Below are 16,305 nucleotides of genomic sequence, written 5' to 3' on the forward strand. Positions count from 1 at the left end.
CTACAGGCTTTCGCGGAACACGCTGACGCGTTCTACCGTGATGTCGTGCTCAGGCTTGACGGTATTGCGTGCCACGAATTGCACTTGCAGGGCATCGCCAAGCTGGCTTTGATCAAGCTGCAGGTTATCGACCAGGCTGGTGATCTCAAACACCTGGGTGATGCCTGCACCACCGTGCGGGCTGTCGGTCTTGCTGGCGTCCGACACACCAAATAATGACAGCACACCGACCTTGTTCTCAGGATGATCAAGCGGGCTTTCTCCGTTGGGCACATTCACATACACATAGAAGATGGCAGCATCATTTTTGCCGCGTATGTTTTCAAGGTTCAAAAAGACGCGGTCTGGTTCTTTGGGTGTGGCGCTGAACAATTTGACGCTCTCAAAGCTGTTATTGACCTTGTCTGTGCTGGCTTTATCGAGCGTCACGCTGGTGTGCGAAACGCCGCCTGCCAGTTTGATGCGATTGGGATTGGCCCCCAATAATTCTGTCGCCACCTGGCCTCCTGCAGATTTGATATCCAGAAAATTCACCATAGGCGCATCGCTCAAGAGACGCAAGCCTGTCAGCCTGATTTTTTTGCGCGTGCTGCCACCCAGCGGGTCACTGATGTCCTGGTAAGTGTAGTTTAGCGGTGCTGCCCTGGTGTCGAGCATTTGTGATGCAGTGAAGGTGATACCTTCACCCACCGCGTCAGGCACAATGAATTTGCGGTCAGCCGGGCCTTTGAGCCAGCTATCCTGATCAGGATCAAGATTTTGCGGGTCGCGTTTGCGCCAGACTTCCCACAGGCGGTCTATATTCGCATGGTGCAGCCAGAAGATGGGGTCGAGTGCGGCGGTGGCTGGGATGGACATCAGGCCATAGGTCGTGCGGTCTTCTTCATGCGCAGGGTCGGCCAGGCCGCCGACCAGGCCATGCACGGTATTGTGCGGGTCAGATTCGAGATGGCCGTTAACGCCCTTGCCATGATTGAATTTTGTGTCTGGCCCACCAAAACCGGTATTGCCACCAGTGTTACCGCCGATGAAGGCATGGTCTTTCAGGGCATTTAGCGAGACATCGCCAGGCAACACGATAAAGTTACTCTCGCCATCGCCATAACGGGCTTCGACATACAAATGATTGGGTGAGCCGTCAGGCATGGTTTTTTGCAGGAAGGCCGGTGGCACAGAGCGTGAATCAGGATCAAAATAATTCCAGTAAGGCAGCGCCCAGTCCGCCGGGCCACCAAGCTCAACCACGGCACTGCGCACAATGGCTTCAAACGATGCGAGGTAACCACGGTGCCACGGCAAAAAATACCAGCTCTGATGCTGGCACTGGTCCCAGAACCTGGCCTTGTCGCTGTCTGAGGGCAGGGCCTCGCCATTGCTGTAATAGCCATGAGCCGACCAGAGTACTTCATTAAAACCATGCATGGCCGCCAGAAACCGCCAGCTGGTGCGCGATGCCAGCGGCCTTTCCTGCAGCTTGCCCACTGCTTTTGCATACCAGACCAGCGTATCGTTCCAGTCAGAACCCAGTTTTGATACGTCCTTGCGTTCAAATGTCATACATCCTCCTTGAGATGATCAGGCATGCAAAAATATTGCCATAAAATCTTGCAATATTATTCACTTTTTGTCAATTGTTATCGTCCAATTGTTAATTTGTGACATGAGATTGCCGCAGGGTATGGATGGGCTGGAGAGAAGTCGCAGTGTAGGGGGATCAGGTGGTAGTCAGGAAGAATGCAGGCCAGGCAACATCACGCCGCAGCAAGAGTTAGAGCAAGAGTCAGAGCAAGAGTCAGAGCAAGAGTTAGAGCAAGAGATGAGCAGCTACAAACTCAGATGGCGCAGATGGCGCCGTTCATCTCTTGCTGCGGCTGGCTTTCATAGATCGCCTTGCCAAGCACGACAGGCGTGCTGGCTGGCTGTGGTATGCCATTCTTGATCGCCACAATTTCTGCCATGATGGACAGGGCGATTTCTGCCGGGGTCTTGCTGCCTATGTACAGGCCAGCGGGGCCATGCAGGGTTTGCAGGGTGGTTTGCGGGATATCGAAATGGATGTGCAGGCGTTCGCGTCTTTGTTGGCTGTTGCGGCGTGAGCCGATAGCGCCAACGTAGAAAGCATTTGATTGCAGGGCATCGATGAGGGCCAGGTCATCGAGTTTGGGATCATGCGTAAGGGCGATGACGGCGGTGCGGTTGTCTGGTTGCAGGCGCAGTATCAGGTCGTCGGGCATTTCTGTGCTGACGACTACACCGGGCAATTGCCAGCTGGCACGGTATTCTTCACGCGGGTCGCAGACGATGACGGCAAAACCTAGGCTCAGTGCAAACTGGCACAGGTAACGTGAAAGGTCACTGGCACCGATGACGATGATGCGGGCCTGTGGGCCAAGGTAGGTGATGAGCTTGTGCTCATCCAGCCTGGGCAAGCCGTCGTACTGGCCAGCTTGTAGGTTAGCATGGCCGGTCTGCAAATCCAGTGTGCGCTCAACGCTGCGGCGTTGTTCGCAGGCGAGCAGCAATTCATCGAGGCGGCTATGGGCAGAGACTGGCTCCAGCACCAGCTCTACCGTACCGCCACAGGGCAGGCCAAAGCGATGTGCCTGGTCGGCAGAGATGCCATAGCGTAGTACCAGCGGCAGGTTGCCTGCGCAGACGGCCTGCACGCCTTCTTCCCGGATGCGGTGGATAAGATCATCTTCTATACAGCCACCCGATACCGAGCCCACGGTTTCACCGCGCCCGTTGATCGCCATCAGCGACCCCGGTGGACGTGGTGAAGAACCCCAGGTGCGTGCCACCGTGACGAGGATAACTGACAAGCCTTGCGCATGCCAGTTCAGCGCCGTGCGCAAGACCAGGGTATCGAGATCTTCCATCGTGTTTAAACTTTCACTGATTTGAGCTTAGCTTGCCTATATTTGTTTATAAGGCAGTTCACGCCAGCGCTTGCCACCCGCCCTGGCAACGGCATTCGCAAAGGCTGGTGCCAGCGCGGGCAGGCCAGGCTCACCCATGCCGGTTGGCGCATCGGCACTAGGCACGATATGCACGGCAACCTGCGGCATGTCGGTAATGCGTGGCACGACAAAGTCACCAAAATTGCTTTGCTCAACCACACCATCCTTGAGCGTAATCGCTGCACCTGGCAGACACATCGACAAGCCCATCAGTGCCGCACCCTGTACCTGTGCTTCCACCGTTTTGGGGTTGACCGCCAGATTGCAATGTACGCCAGCCGTCACCTTGTGCAATTTGGGCTGGCCATTTTTGATGGATGCTTCCACCACATAGGCAACGATGGACGAGAAGGATTCATGCACTGCCACGCCATAGGCACGCCCTGCAGGTAATTTCTTTTTGCCATAGCCAGATTTTTCAACCGCCAGTTCCAGGGCTGCCTTATGACGTGGATGCTTGTCACCCATGAGTTTCAATCTATAGGCCACCGGGTCTTGCTTGGTGGTCTGGGCAATTTCATCGAGCAGGGTTTCCATGACAAAGGCGGTATGGGTAGAGCCCACGCTGCGCCACCACAAGACCGGCACATTGATCTTGGGATGATGAACAGACAGACGCATCGGCATGTCATATGGTTCTTTCATGCCTTCAACCGCAGTCGCATCGACGCCATTTTTGACCATCATGCCTTCAAATGGTGAGCCGCTGAGAATGGACTGGCCGACGATGACATGGTCCCAGCCGAGGATATTGCCCTGCGCATCAAAACCGATATCTGCCCTGTGTACGTGCATGGGGCGGTAGTAGCCACCCTTGACATCATCTTCACGGCTCCACAGCGTGCGCACTGGCGCATCCAGGCCAGCGGCGACTGCTGCCTTGGCGACATGGCAGGCTTCCACCACATAATCGCTGGTAGGAATGGCACGACGGCCAAAGCCGCCACCGGCCATCTGGGTATGCACGGCGATGTTTTCCGGCTTCAGCCCCAGCGCAGCGGATGCGGCAAAGCCATCCAGACCAGGCATTTGCGTGCCCATCCACAATTCTGCCTTGTCGCCTTTGATGGCGACGGTGCAGTTCAAAGGCTCCATCGGGGTATGGGCCAGGTAAGGGAAGCTGAATTCTGCACTCAGTTTATGTGGCGCTGTGGCGATCTTTGATACATCGTCGTTGTACTTCAATGCGCCTTGCTGCTTGGCCAATTCTTTATAGCTGGCCAGTTGTTTCACGCTATCGACTTTTTCTACGCTGCCCAGATCCCATTCCAGCTTCAGCACATCGCGCCCCTGCTTGGCTGGCCAGTAGCCAGTCGCAATAATGGCCACGCCTTCGCCACCACGATCCACCGGCACACGTACCACCGCCTTGACACCCTTGATGGCTTTGGCCGCCGTATCATCGACAGACTTGAGTTTGGCACCAAATACCGGCGGACGCGCGACAACCGCCGTCAACATGCCGGGCAGGTGCATATCAATGCCAAAGTCCTGGGTGCCTGTGGATTTGGCCTTGGCATCAAGGCGACCTGTGGGTTTGCCGATCAGGTTAAAGCTCTTGGGGTCTTTCAACACGACTTTTTCTGGCACTGGCAAACTCATGGCGGCTTCAGCCAGCTCGCCATACGTCAGTTTTTTGCCGCCTGGCCCGACTACCACACCTTTTTCTGTACGCAGGGCAGAGGCATCAACGCCCCATTGCGTCGCCGCAGCCTGTACCAGCATGGCACGGGTGCGTGCACCCAGTTCACGGTACTGGGTATAAGAATGGGCGATGGTATTCGAGCCACCCGTCAAATGCATGCCAAATGCCGGATCGACATAGGCAGGATGGTTATTGCCGTTGGCATACTTGACCTTGCTCCAGTCGGCATCGAGCTCTTCTGCCAGTATCAGTGGCAAGGCGGTTTGCACACCCTGGCCAAATTCCAGGCGGTTGATCGTCACTGTGACCGTGCCATCTTTGGCAATCTGGACGAAGGCGCCGGGCTGCTCGGTTGGTTTCAAACCGGCGGGTGCCTTGGCGGCAGCGTCCTGGCCTATCGCCAGCATGGGGTAGCAACCCAGCGCAAAGCCGCTGGCAGTTGCCATCTTCAAAAAACTGCGGCGGCTCAGGCCAGTTGCGCCAGTTGCGGGGCTGGTGGATTGCAACAGGGATTGCAAATGGCGTGGCAGTTCATTCAAACGGGCTTCAAAATGCATGTTGGTTCTCCTGATCAGGCCAAGGTGGATGTGGCGTCATGAATCGCAGCGCGGATGCGTACATAGGTACCACAGCGGCAGATATTGCCCGCCATGGCGCTGTCGATGTCGGCATCGCTGGGCTTCTTCTTGGTTTTGAGCAGGGCAGTGGCACTCATGATCTGGCCGCTTTGACAGTAACCGCATTGGGCAACGTCGTGCTTGATCCAGGCGGCCTGCACGGCCTTGCCAACCTTGTCTTCACCAATGGCTTCGATGGTGGTGATTTTTTGCCCGGCGACAGAAGAGATGGGTGTGATGCAGGAACGTATCGCCTGACCATTCAGGTGCACGGTGCAGGCACCGCACAAGGCGGCACCGCAGCCAAACTTGGTGCCGGTCAGGCCCAAGGTATCGCGCAGGGCCCATAGCACAGGTGTGTCGGGTGCGACATCGACGCTGGTGTTCTTGCCATTAATAGTTGAGTTGATCATGAAAACCTCCGGTGTGTGTAAAAGCGTTGGTATTTATTCAGATGACATTCGCCAGATGAGCGCGCAGCCTTGCCATGTCATTGTCAATATCAGGCTGCTTTATCACATCATGGCAAGAGAAAGCGGGCAAGACATCAACCCCGCAGAATTTGTAATTGGCTGTATTGGCAATAAAGACATCATCTACCGTCTTGCCTTCAAACAAAGATTGTGCCGTGTCACCAAAGGCTGCTTCAGGGGCATTCCAAGTCAGTGACAACATATATTTTTTGCCATGTAACTTGCCACCGCTGCCATACTGCTTGCTGAGGTCTTCGTGCGTGCGACCATCGCCATCCAGAAAACTTTGCTGCATCATCCCTGCCGTGAAAACTTCATCGACATACTTTTTGTATATCCATGGCATGCCAAACCAATATACCGGTGACTGCAAAATGATGAGGTCTGCCCACAAGTGATTCTGCACTTCGGCATTGATGTCATAGCCTTGCTCGATCTGGGTTTGCCTGACCTGGTAGTCCCGGTTTTGCAGCTCTGTCTTGATGATGTCGGCCATGCTGAGGTTAAGCTTGCCGCTGGAAATGCCCTCATAAAACTGGTGTGCGTTGATGATCAGTGCATGCTTCATTGACAAGTCCTGGCAGAATTCTTTATTGACGGCCATTGTCTGCCTGATACCTCAAAAAGCGTTTGCCTGATCTGATGCATTTCTTGCCTATTTCGATGAATGCTCAGCAGAAATTGAAAACACTACCCTGGAAATGGTAGGCTACGATAATCAAAAAACGCACAGCCAAATCATGCAGACCCAGCAACAGACAGCAGCAAATCATTCGCCAAGCCCTTCTAATCACTCACTGGCTGAGCTGGTCGGCAATATCCTGCAGACTGATGGTGATTGCACCACGCTGGTACCAGGGCTGATCATGGTCAGGCGCAGCAAGGTCACCGACCCCATGCCCTGCTTTTATGGCCTGGGGCTGGGCGTCACAGTGCAAGGCAGCAAGCGCGTGAACCTGGGAGAAGAAGTATTTGATTATGTGCCAGGACAATCCCTGGTCACTTCGGTCGATTTGCCGGTAGTGTCTTATGTGACCAGTGCCAGCAGCACACAGCCATTTCTGGGCATGTACCTGATGCTGGATGCCCTGGCGATTACCCAGTGCGCCGCTGGCATGACATTCGCCGCGCCCCTCAAAGCCACGACATCGCTCGCCATGTCCGTTGTGACCATGGAGGAGGGCTTGCTCGATGCCATCACCCGCCTGGTGCGCCTGCTGGATGAACCGCAGCTCGTGCCCATGCTGGCGCCGCTGATACAGCAAGAGATCATCGTCCGCCTGCTCAATGGTGAGCATGGCCCGGTATTGCGCCACCTCGTCACGGCTGGTTCACCCGGCCAGCAGATTGCCCGCGTCATCGCCTGGCTCAAACAACATTACACCGAGGATGTTGCCATTGACGAACTGGCCAGCAAGGCCCACATGAGCGCCTCCACCTTCAGACTACACTTCCGCACCGTGGCAGGCATGAGCCCCCTGCAATACCTGAAACACCTGCGCCTGCAAAACGCCCGCCAGATCATGCTCATCGAAGACATAGACGCCAGCAGCGCCGCATTAAGAGTGGGCTATGAAAGCGCTTCCCAGTTCAGCCGTGAATACACACGGCTGTTTGGTGAGCCGCCATTGCGTGATATCAGGCGTATGCGGATGGCGATGTGAGAGGGCGGTTGCTAAAGTTTGTGAGCTGATTGATGCTTGAGAGGCTGGGGCGAAATTAAGATGGCTCGGCGTCCCCGGCCAAGCACTGCCGACGCGGGTAGTAAGGTAGTGAGGCGCAACGGTGTAAGTCCTGTTGACGTCACTTGCCAGATTTGTCGGCATTTTTTTCCAGCGCGATGGCCTCATTTTCGCGACCAGTCTTGCGGTAAAAATCGGCGAGCTTGTTACGGCTCCTTATGATGTATTCGTGATTCGGGACCATTGCGTATTCTACGAGTGCCAATGATTGCTTCAATAATGGTTCTGCCTCAGTATATCTGGATTGTTTTATATACAGTGCGGCAAGACCTGCAATTCTTAATGCTATCACCTGCTGATTTCCGCCAGGCGTTTTTTGCCAGATGCTAATCGAGTGCGTATAAAAAAATTCAGCTTCTTCCAGTTTACCCTGTTTCTCCATCCATTCTCCAATATCGCCAGTCATGATCGCTATTGGAATACTGTTTCTACCCTTTGCTTTTTCAGTGATGATCAGAGAGCGTCTGATCACTGGCTCCGCTTCGGCATATTTATCCTGTGCGGTGTAAAGAAAGGCGAGGTTATTGAGGATAGATGCCACATCAGCGTGCTCATGGCCCCGCTGGTTTTCCACCAAAGTCAGCGCACGCTTGTATGAAGACTCCGCCTCTGCATAGCGATTTTGTGCTTTGTATGTCAAGGCAAGGTTATTCAGAACGATTGCCACTTCGCGGTGATTGGGCCCCAATATTTTTTCATCTATGGCCAGCGCACGCAAATACAAAGGCTCTGCTTCTGCATATTTTTTCTGAGCCCTGTATAAATCACCGAGGACATTCAGGCTGTCTGCCACACTCCGGTTTTCGGGCCCGTTTGTTTCTGACAGACGCAATAATTGTTGCGCAGCAGTGATCGCTTCGTCGTATTTACCCTGTTTGGAGAGTAACTGAGTTTTGTCATAGAGAACCTGGCCTTCATTGATTTGCGCCTGAGCCGATTGTAGCGTGCTGGCTGCCAGAGCAAGCAGTATAGTGCCTGGAATTTTTTTCATCGGGTTTTGTAAGATTGGTAATGCGATTGCAAGGCTATTAAGAGTTGATTCTGCCGCCTCGTGTCATATATCTTTGTAAAAAGGCGAGTGTTGAAGGCAAAAAATTATACCTGATCATTGCAAATAAGCATTTTTTCATCAACTTTTCATAGCAACTGAGCAGTTTGCACATCGCTTGCCTGATTCCCCCAGTGAAATGAGCTTGAAGCCTGACAGATAGTGTATTTTGCTACCTTGGTTTGCAATCTTCATCTTTGTTGTCAGGCCAGTTATGCTGTTACAGTCGCTCCGATTGCGATAAACTATTAGTCACTACAATACGTAAAATGTTGGAGAGTGCAAAATGAACCCAGATCAAGCTTTGCCAGGTTTTCGTCTCGTCGGCGCAGGCACGACCTTTCAGTCGCGTGATATCTGCGACATGGTCTCTGAATCGCAACTGTTTGCCGACCTGGACTGGAAAGACATCGAGGCCCTGGCGGCCTATCTGCAATGTTATGAAGTCTCGGCAGGCACGACCATTTTCAGGGAAGGTGAAGCCGGTTCCTACATGGGTCTGCTGGTCAAGGGCGAAGTCGGGATACTCAAGACCGATCTCGACGGCACGCCGCACCGCATCGTATCAGTAGGCCACGGCAAGACCATAGGCGAGATGTCCATCATCGATGGCGAAAAACGCTCCGCCACCTGCCTCGCCTCACAAACCAGTATCCTGCTCCTGCTGACCAAGGACAATTACCAGCGCATCATCCGCGAAAAGCCAACGCTGGCAGTACAAATCCTGGCCCGGCTGGCCAAACTCATGAGCCAGCGTCTGCGTAGCGTCAGTGGGCAACTGGTGGAGTTTTTGTGAGTGGCTTAGAAACGAATAGTCGCCCGTCCGATAGTAAGCAGTCTCATATGTAGGGTGCGCCGTGCGCACCGTGTTTGATGTCCCATTATTACGGCGCAATATGTTGTGTAGGCACGCTTATGCTTCGCTATCGCGTCTATGTGAATTAATTTTTCTTGAATTGTATTTGCCGATGATAAGTCAAATATTGCTTGTTTTTTTCTGACAACGGCAATGTGTTTGCTGCACCTATGTTACAAAGCTTTGTATCGGATGGTGAGAGCTTTGGCGAAACGAGTATCGTTCCTTCATTGCTGAATGTAATAAGTCCTTTGTCGAAAAGGCGATCAATAATTGGCGACAGTAAAATGCCATTATGGGGGTCCAAACGTTCAAGGTTTGTACAAACATTCCAAGGTTTTATATGAGAAGCTATCAGTAAATCTGAATTGGTAATGCCAGTTATAGGGCATTTTGACAAATGTTTTTTCAGCAGTTCTTTACGAAAATTGCCTTGTCCTAGACGCGCTGTCCGTAGGTATTCTCGTTCAGTTTCTTTGTGCGAAAATATTTCATCTTCAACGTTCTCAACAGTACTGATATCGCTTGATGCTGCGAGTATTTGTGCAGGTGTGATAGGTTTATCCAAGCAGATTCGTATGCGCTTCTGAGCGTTTCCGCTACGTGTGGCATTGGGAGTGCGATGCATTAATGCTATTGTTCTGCCCAACATCTTTCTGAAGTCATCGATATTCACTGAGCTTAGATCAATTGGATAATTTACTCTTAATCTTGCTATCCTTTCGTCCATCGGTATATTTGCAACTTTTTGTGAATCAAGAATTATCTTAGTAATTTTGATTTGTAACTTAACGAGGCGAGTGAGGATGACTTTGATTAATTTGTTGTAATCTGGATTGCGTCGACTTCTTCCTTGTACTGAACTTGCGCCGCCGCTGCTCTCCACGACGATGCATTGCATGGCTTCTATGATGTCTAAGCTAAATTCAGCGTTAACAAATGTGCTGTCGTCGTCTAATAAATACATATTTAAATAGTTAAATTAATGTGACCTCAGATTACATATCATTAATATGACGGGTGGTGCGCACGGCGCACCCTACAGTCGTGCTAGGCTGAAGCCATCACTCCCGATTAATTCTCTTCAACCTCTGCCCCAAAATCGCCCAGACACAATCCTCACCATCAACGTTGCCGACTATCGCCCAGCCTGTGCCTATCTTTTCTACGGTGGCTACACATTCCAGTTCTGCGCCGAGTTTTTTGGCCCAGTTCTCGGCGGCGCTTTTGCCTTTGAAGAGTTCTTTGCCTTCAAAAATGACGGTGGTGTCAAACACGGGGGCGGCGAATACGGTGTTCATGTGCTGGGTTCCTGAAGGGCTAATGCGGTATGCAAGCGGATATTGTAACTTAACATGGTATTCGCTCTTCCTCAACGACCATACAGCAGCACCAGTTCCAGGCTGTTTGAACCCGGCTTGCCCTGCTTGATGACTTCTGCGGCGTCGTCATTCATGGTGTGAGCTTGCAGGATCAGGAAATAGGCGGTGTTGTTAATGCCATTGAGCTTGCCCTGGTTACTGGCATAGTAGGGGAATCGTTCAGGGTAACGCGTCCATTCCGCAGCGCGCTGGTACGCCAGTGACAGTTTCTTGCCAGCTTCGGTTTGGTATAAATTTTTACCGAGTTGCAAAAAAATTTCTGCCGTGATGGTGGCGGGGTGCAGGGTGTAATGGGTGTAGCTGATACCGTTGATGCCTTTGTCGGGGCCGCCGCAAAAATTATTGGTGTTGCTGCGGCAAATTTCCAGCGGCATGCTGCCATCTTCTGCAACCTGGTTTAATAACAGGGTTTGCCAGCGCTGTTGCGCGCGTTCCAGTTGCTTGTTGTTGCCGGTATAGGCGGCAATACTGGCATCCATCAGCACGCCCCAATTGCCGTGATTATTGGCCTTGTCGGCATGTGACAGTGGCAGCACTACATTTTGCAGCATGCTGATGAAGTCACTGTCATCCCAGAGACTGGCATTGCGCACCCAACTGGCGGCGATGACCAGTTGCGGGATATTGAAATTGAGCTCAGCCGCACCCTGGTCTTTTGATACATGTGTCAGCGTCTTGCCCCAGGCATCGGCGATCTGCTGGGTATGGCGCGCATAGACGATGTCATGACTGAGCTGGTAGCAGAGGGCTGCGCGATAAGCTACCCCGGCATCTGTGTTCAGGTATTTGCCGCTGGGGTCATGGCTGACACCGTCAGCCGTGTAATGACGTGCCGGGCTGTAATCTGCCACTGCATGGGCGGGTTGCGTCAATTCCTTATCACAGCGCTTGCGCAAGGCTGCCCAGCGTGCGGGTTCCTGCCGCAAGGTGGCGAAGCGTTCTGCACTGACCATCATCGGCTGTGCGGGTGTGACACTGGTCTGTGCATGGCAGGGGAGGCCGAGCAAAACCAGAATGAGACTGGATATGATGCGGCCTGGATGATTTTTCATAGCGATGATATGCGAGCTGGACATGAGCGCATGATACCGTGTCCGGGTAAGACGAGGTGATAAAGGAGAGCTCTGCCCTTATGTCCTAGCGATTGTTGTATCAAATTGCGGGCGGGCTAATGCTCACATTGATACAAAAAAGCATGCGTTTTTTTCTCCAGCTAAATGTGCAGATTTGCACAGCCTGTTTGTCTTGTATTCGCAAAATAATGATGTAGCATGATTGCTACCTGTACAGGTCTGCATCTGGTTTGGCCCGCGCTTGCCCAGATGGAATTCCAAAAAAATCAGGAGACAAAAACTTCAACTGCTTTATTTTTTATAGCTCATTTTTGAGCTTGCGTGTACGTGCGTGCTGAGCTGGTGCGCGCGTGCATACGTATTGCGTTCATCACCAAAACAAAACCAGGAATGTGGACGTATGTCCACCCTGGTTGCCGGGTCTATGGGGAAACACTTTGCTGAGCTAATCTTAGTCGTATCTTCGTGGCATCTTCGTCGCATAAATGCAAAGCGATTGGTGTGCAAAAAACAGGGCCCACAAACTGCTTCAAATTATATAAATAAAATAACGGAGACAACAATGAACCATATCAAGACCATGTTGCGGGCAGTCATGCTGATCGCCTGCACATTGCTGGTCAGCCTGACTGCGCATGCAGCCACAGCCGGGCCAGGCAGCTGGAGTAGCCAGCAAACCTGGGCGGCTGACAGCGTCAATGGCGGCAACCTCACAGGTTATTTCTACTGGCCTGCCGCACAACCCGTGCTGGCAGGCAAACGCGCACTGGTGCTGGTGCTGCACGGCTGCACCCAGACCGCCTCTGGTGACGTAATCGATAAAACCAGCGACAAGGGTTTTAACTGGAAGGCGGTGGCCGAGCAATATGGTGCCGTCATCCTGGCTCCAAATGCGACCGGCAATGTCTATAGCAATCATTGCTGGGACTATGCCAATACCACGCACACCCGCAGCGCAGCAGGACATGATGCGATTTTGCTGGACCTGGTCAACCGCTTTGTCAGCAATCCGCAATATGCGATTGACCCTAATCAGGTGTATGTCACCGGCTTGTCATCCGGCGGTGGCGAAGCCATGGTGCTGGCTTGCCTGGCACCTGATGTATTTGCCGGTGTTGGCATCAATGCCGGCCCGCCACCAGGCACCACTACCTTGCAGATCGGTGCCGTACCCTCAGGCTATACTGCTGCCACCGCAGCCAGCAAATGCCAGGCCATGGCGGGCAGCAATGCTGCAAAATTTGCGACCCAGATTGCCGGTGCAGTCTGGGGTACCAGTGACTATACGGTGGCACAAGCCTATGGTCCCATGGATGTGGCCGCCATGCGCCAGGTGTATGACGGTACCTTCACCCAGGGCAGCAGTGTCAGCATCGCAACTGGCGGCACCAATATCCCCTACACCGATGCCAATGGCAAACTGCGCACGCATGAGATTACCGTCAGCGGCATGGGCCATGCATGGCCTGCAGGCAGTGGCGGCCAGAACAGCCATTATGTTGATAGCACCAAGATCAACTATCCGGTGTTTTTGATGGATTTCTGGTTCAAGAATAATCTGCGCGCATCCACCGTGCCTGCCCCGGTGATGAGCAGTTGTTCCAGCTCAGGCATCACAGCCACCAGCGCCACCATCAATGGTACAGCCACTGCCAGTGGCAGCATCAGCAGCTACGCCGTCAGTCTTAGTGGCCCCAGCAATGTGAACGATACCACAGCAGGCAGCGGCAGCAGCTTTAGCAAAAGCTATAACCTCTCCAGTGGCTATTACACAGGCACCGTCAATGCCACCGACAATCTGGGCCAGGTATCAGCCAATTGCGCTATCCCGCAATTTTTGGTGGGTACTGCGCCAGTGATATCTGCACCAGGTGGTTTGAGCGCAGGCACACCAACGGCAACCACCGTAACGCTGAGCTGGAATGCAGTCAGCGGTGCTACTGGCTATAACCTTTATAGCAATGGCAGCAAGATTACTGCATCCCCGCTCAGTGCTACCAGTTACACCGTTACCGGCCTCACAGCCAGCACCAGCTATAGCTTTGCCGTTTCTGCCGTGGGTAGCAGTGGTGAAAGTGCCTTGTCTGCTGCCATCAGTGTCACCACTGCATCGGGCTGGACGTGCAATGCGGTCACTGCCAGCAATTATGCCCATGTACAAGCCGGGCGCGCGCATGATAGTGGCGGCTATGCACTGGCTAATGGTTCCAACCAGAACATGGGGCTGGATAATCTGTTCTACACCAAGACGCTGGCACAGACGGCAGCTGGCTATTACATCATTGGTAATTGCCCCTGAGTTGATTTTATGTTGATAGACGTAGAAAGGTGAGAGCAAGCAGGAACAGACATGCCGGATGTGCGTGTCTGCTCCTGCGCCTTTAGTAGATCATTGACGTGTTGCGCCCTTGTTTGATGCAAGAAAATGCGGGCGATGAGCTACTGTCTTTGCTGCTCAGATATCAGATCTGGCATTTGCGTTCAGGATGACCAGAATTTCCACCACGGGCGTTTGACTTCAGTAAGTGGTGCAATGTTTCTGGATTCTATGATTTGCACTCCACCACAAAGAGGGCAAAAGCTGGTAAAACCTTCCATCTCTGCATCTGCTGGTATGTTGGGGAAAATGACTTTGATCAAGTCTGACGGCGCATCAAACAGATGTGTAAAACCGCACTTGTCACAAGGCTGGACATTCCAGGCAGATTTCTCTTGCAGGTATTTTGCAGTCAGCATGACCGGGTGTTCTACGCCAGCCAGCGCAAATTGTATGTGTTGATTTTGTCGCGCCGACTGTAATTGTGTTGGCGCATTCAAGACCGTGCCACTCAGCATTTCATTTTCGAGACCGCTTATCCTGACCCAGACCAGTTCCGGGCGGCGCTCTGTCAAGCGTGGCCCACCATCGTGCACGATGACTTGCAGGTCGTCAGGATAGTCAGGATGCAGTTTGCTTTTCAGTGCAGGGTGATTGCGCCAATGCATAATAAAGTCTTTGTTTGAAAAAATATCAGGGGGAACAAGATACAGTATTTGTTCAGAAATGCGTTATGAAGCGCCAATACAATTGCATGGGGCTCAAAAACAATTCGTTGTCACCGTATTACCCAAGCGCGTTGATGAACAATTCACCCGGCGCGATGGCGTTGGCGGGGGCGGCGGAGGCGGTGGTGCCTGCTGAACGTAAACGCTATTGTCAACCTGTTGTACCACCTGCTGCTGTTGCTGCTGCGGACGTGGATTAAACATTTGCTGCATTTGCAGACCTTGCAAGAAATCGACATTTCTTTGCAACTGCTTGGTTTGTTCGAGTTGCGCACGTGCCTGGGCTTCTTGCATGTCCAGAGCGCGGCGGGCGTCTGCCTGCCTTTGTTTTTCTGCTTCACGTTGTTGCTGGCTTTGTGCCTCTGCATAGCGTTTTTGTGCTTCAGCATCTTGCTTTTGCTTGGCCTCGGCAAATTCCTGCGCCTGGAATTTGGCAGTCAATGCATCCAGTTTTTGTTTGAAATCTATATCCAGTTTGGCGCGCAGTCTTGCCATGTCGCCATACGAAGATTTGCCCGCGTAGAGATCAGCAAAACCAGTGCGCAATTCCAACCGGTAGCTGCTGATCAGGCTATCGACTTCTGGTGGCAAGAACTTGCGGCGTCGTTCCATCTGGATATCTATGCATCTTTCCCATTCGCCCACAATGTACGATAGTGCTGGTTTGTCCTTGGCACCAGGCTTGCTGGTATTGGCCAGCATTTCCATGCTGGCGGCTTTTTTACTGTCCAGCGCAAATTTGCTTGCCAGTGATAATGTCCTGGGATCATCCGCCAGTTTGCTCATGCAGGTTAGTGACTCTTGCCTGGTTTTTTCTGACTGTGCATTGAATTCAGTCTGCCGTTGTGCCGCGATTTCTTGCTGCTTCTTTTCAATGACAGTTTCTTTTTGCCGTGCCACCGATGCTCTCAGGTCAGGGTAAAAGTTGTACAGATTATCAATGCGCTCCTGGGCTTCACTGTCACCCTGAGCGGCGGCCTTTTCGTACCATAGCACGGCTTGCAGTACGTCTTTCGCCAGGCCACCTTTGCCATTCACATATAACCAGGCCAGATTGGCTTGCGCCTTGGCATAACCCTGCATAGCCGATTTGCGGTACCAGGGTTCAGCATTGTCAAAGCTTTGCGACACATAGCGCCCGCTTTCGTACAAATGGCCAAGCTGATACTGCGCCGCCGCTTCGCCTTCATCTCCCAGTTTCTTGTACATGTCAAAGGCCGTTTTGTAATCCTGGCGAAAATAGGCGGCATCTGCTTCTGCCAGGGTTTGCGATATAGCAGGCAGGCAAGTCATTAACAGGGCAGCGGACAGGCACAGGTAGATGGTCTTTTTCATGGTGATGGTGATAGCGAGAGGTTTTGATGATGGTAGCAGATTCGAGCCTGCTCGCCCATCATTTGCCTGCTGTTGGCTATGCGCCCCCGCTTCCCCGCTTCCCCGCTCCCGCGTTTCTCTGTCTTCTTT

Annotated in this window: 14 protein-coding genes; 3 read left to right on the forward strand and 11 right to left on the reverse strand. The window is 52.6% G+C overall.

Going from position 1 to position 16,305, the window contains the following annotated elements; genetic code table 11:
* The 5 genes from ACO0LL_RS21440 to ACO0LL_RS21460 form a co-directional block, all read right to left on the reverse strand.
* Complete coding sequence (locus tag ACO0LL_RS21440; protein ID WP_422952844.1) at positions 1-1,557, reverse strand: tyrosinase family protein; 1,557 nt, start codon at positions 1,555-1,557, stop codon at positions 1-3.
* A gap of 275 nt (positions 1,558-1,832) precedes the next feature.
* The gene (locus ACO0LL_RS21445; protein WP_422952845.1) at positions 1,833-2,879 is read right to left on the reverse strand and encodes an XdhC family protein; all 1,047 of its coding nucleotides are present in this window, start codon (positions 2,877-2,879) and stop codon (positions 1,833-1,835) included.
* Positions 2,880-2,915: 36 nt separating this feature from the next.
* Entirely contained in the window at positions 2,916-5,162 is a 2,247-nt protein-coding gene (locus tag ACO0LL_RS21450; RefSeq protein ID WP_422952846.1) for a molybdopterin cofactor-binding domain-containing protein, read from the reverse strand.
* Between the two features lie 14 nt (positions 5,163-5,176).
* A complete protein-coding gene (locus ACO0LL_RS21455; RefSeq protein WP_422952847.1) occupies positions 5,177-5,635 on the reverse strand; it encodes a (2Fe-2S)-binding protein in 459 nt (152 codons plus the stop codon).
* Positions 5,636-5,672: 37 nt separating this feature from the next.
* Complete coding sequence (locus ACO0LL_RS21460) at positions 5,673-6,263, reverse strand: NAD(P)H-dependent oxidoreductase (RefSeq protein WP_422952848.1); 591 nt, start codon at positions 6,261-6,263, stop codon at positions 5,673-5,675.
* 172 nt (positions 6,264-6,435) lie between these two features.
* Between ACO0LL_RS21460 and ACO0LL_RS21465 the strand changes: the two genes are divergently transcribed.
* The gene (locus ACO0LL_RS21465) at positions 6,436-7,359 is read left to right on the forward strand and encodes an AraC family transcriptional regulator N-terminal domain-containing protein (protein WP_422952849.1); all 924 of its coding nucleotides are present in this window, start codon (positions 6,436-6,438) and stop codon (positions 7,357-7,359) included.
* 139 nt (positions 7,360-7,498) lie between these two features.
* Here the strand turns inward: ACO0LL_RS21465 and ACO0LL_RS21470 are convergent, their stop codons facing one another.
* On the reverse strand, positions 7,499-8,428 hold the full coding sequence (locus tag ACO0LL_RS21470; RefSeq protein WP_422952850.1) for a tetratricopeptide repeat protein: 930 nt from the start codon (positions 8,426-8,428) through the stop codon (positions 7,499-7,501).
* A gap of 343 nt (positions 8,429-8,771) precedes the next feature.
* Here ACO0LL_RS21470 and ACO0LL_RS21475 point away from each other — a divergent pair, with 343 nt between their 5' ends.
* The gene (locus ACO0LL_RS21475) at positions 8,772-9,281 is read left to right on the forward strand and encodes a Crp/Fnr family transcriptional regulator (protein ID WP_422952851.1); all 510 of its coding nucleotides are present in this window, start codon (positions 8,772-8,774) and stop codon (positions 9,279-9,281) included.
* Positions 9,282-9,426: 145 nt separating this feature from the next.
* On the opposite strand, the gene ACO0LL_RS21480 is transcribed toward ACO0LL_RS21475, so the two are convergent.
* The 3 genes from ACO0LL_RS21480 to ACO0LL_RS21490 form a co-directional block, all read right to left on the reverse strand.
* Positions 9,427-10,308, reverse strand: a complete 882-nt coding sequence (locus tag ACO0LL_RS21480) for an HNH endonuclease (RefSeq protein WP_422952852.1) — start codon at positions 10,306-10,308, stop codon at positions 9,427-9,429.
* A 97-nt stretch (positions 10,309-10,405) separates the two neighbouring features.
* Complete coding sequence (locus tag ACO0LL_RS21485; protein ID WP_422952853.1) at positions 10,406-10,642, reverse strand: hypothetical protein; 237 nt, start codon at positions 10,640-10,642, stop codon at positions 10,406-10,408.
* 71 nt (positions 10,643-10,713) lie between these two features.
* On the reverse strand, positions 10,714-11,775 hold the full coding sequence (locus tag ACO0LL_RS21490; protein ID WP_422952854.1) for an alginate lyase family protein: 1,062 nt from the start codon (positions 11,773-11,775) through the stop codon (positions 10,714-10,716).
* 601 nt (positions 11,776-12,376) lie between these two features.
* Here ACO0LL_RS21490 and ACO0LL_RS21495 point away from each other — a divergent pair.
* Positions 12,377-14,095, forward strand: coding sequence for a PHB depolymerase family esterase (locus ACO0LL_RS21495; RefSeq protein WP_422952896.1), 1,719 nt, complete (start codon positions 12,377-12,379; stop codon positions 14,093-14,095).
* 182 nt (positions 14,096-14,277) lie between these two features.
* On the opposite strand, the gene ACO0LL_RS21500 is transcribed toward ACO0LL_RS21495, so the two are convergent.
* Positions 14,278-14,781: a hypothetical protein gene (locus ACO0LL_RS21500; protein WP_422952855.1), complete on the reverse strand. Its 504-nt coding sequence runs from the start codon at positions 14,779-14,781 to the stop codon at positions 14,278-14,280.
* A gap of 93 nt (positions 14,782-14,874) precedes the next feature.
* Positions 14,875-16,176, reverse strand: coding sequence for a hypothetical protein (locus ACO0LL_RS21505; RefSeq protein WP_422952856.1), 1,302 nt, complete (start codon positions 16,174-16,176; stop codon positions 14,875-14,877).
* Between the last annotated feature and the right edge of the window lie 129 nt (positions 16,177-16,305).

This window comes from Undibacterium sp. TC4M20W (assembly GCF_049340245.1).
GTDB lineage: Bacteria > Pseudomonadota > Gammaproteobacteria > Burkholderiales > Burkholderiaceae_D > Undibacterium.

Bases quoted from the DNA above. Each gene is read 5' to 3' on its own strand.
- ACO0LL_RS21440 (WP_422952844.1), bottom strand. From the start codon at position 1,557: ATGACATTTGAACGCAAGGACGTATCAAAACTGGGTTCTGACTGGAAC.
- ACO0LL_RS21445 (WP_422952845.1), bottom strand. From the start codon at position 2,879: ATGGAAGATCTCGATACCCTGGTCTTGCGCACGGCGCTGAACTGGCAT.
- ACO0LL_RS21450 (WP_422952846.1), bottom strand. From the start codon at position 5,162: ATGCATTTTGAAGCCCGTTTGAATGAACTGCCACGCCATTTGCAATCC.
- ACO0LL_RS21455 (WP_422952847.1), bottom strand. From the start codon at position 5,635: ATGATCAACTCAACTATTAATGGCAAGAACACCAGCGTCGATGTCGCA.
- ACO0LL_RS21460 (WP_422952848.1), bottom strand. From the start codon at position 6,263: ATGAAGCATGCACTGATCATCAACGCACACCAGTTTTATGAGGGCATT.
- ACO0LL_RS21465 (WP_422952849.1), top strand. From the start codon at position 6,436: ATGCAGACCCAGCAACAGACAGCAGCAAATCATTCGCCAAGCCCTTCT.
- ACO0LL_RS21470 (WP_422952850.1), bottom strand. From the start codon at position 8,428: ATGAAAAAAATTCCAGGCACTATACTGCTTGCTCTGGCAGCCAGCACG.
- ACO0LL_RS21475 (WP_422952851.1), top strand. From the start codon at position 8,772: ATGAACCCAGATCAAGCTTTGCCAGGTTTTCGTCTCGTCGGCGCAGGC.
- ACO0LL_RS21480 (WP_422952852.1), bottom strand. From the start codon at position 10,308: ATGTATTTATTAGACGACGACAGCACATTTGTTAACGCTGAATTTAGC.
- ACO0LL_RS21485 (WP_422952853.1), bottom strand. From the start codon at position 10,642: ATGAACACCGTATTCGCCGCCCCCGTGTTTGACACCACCGTCATTTTT.
- ACO0LL_RS21490 (WP_422952854.1), bottom strand. From the start codon at position 11,775: ATGAAAAATCATCCAGGCCGCATCATATCCAGTCTCATTCTGGTTTTG.
- ACO0LL_RS21495 (WP_422952896.1), top strand. From the start codon at position 12,377: ATGTTGCGGGCAGTCATGCTGATCGCCTGCACATTGCTGGTCAGCCTG.
- ACO0LL_RS21500 (WP_422952855.1), bottom strand. From the start codon at position 14,781: ATGCATTGGCGCAATCACCCTGCACTGAAAAGCAAACTGCATCCTGAC.
- ACO0LL_RS21505 (WP_422952856.1), bottom strand. From the start codon at position 16,176: ATGAAAAAGACCATCTACCTGTGCCTGTCCGCTGCCCTGTTAATGACT.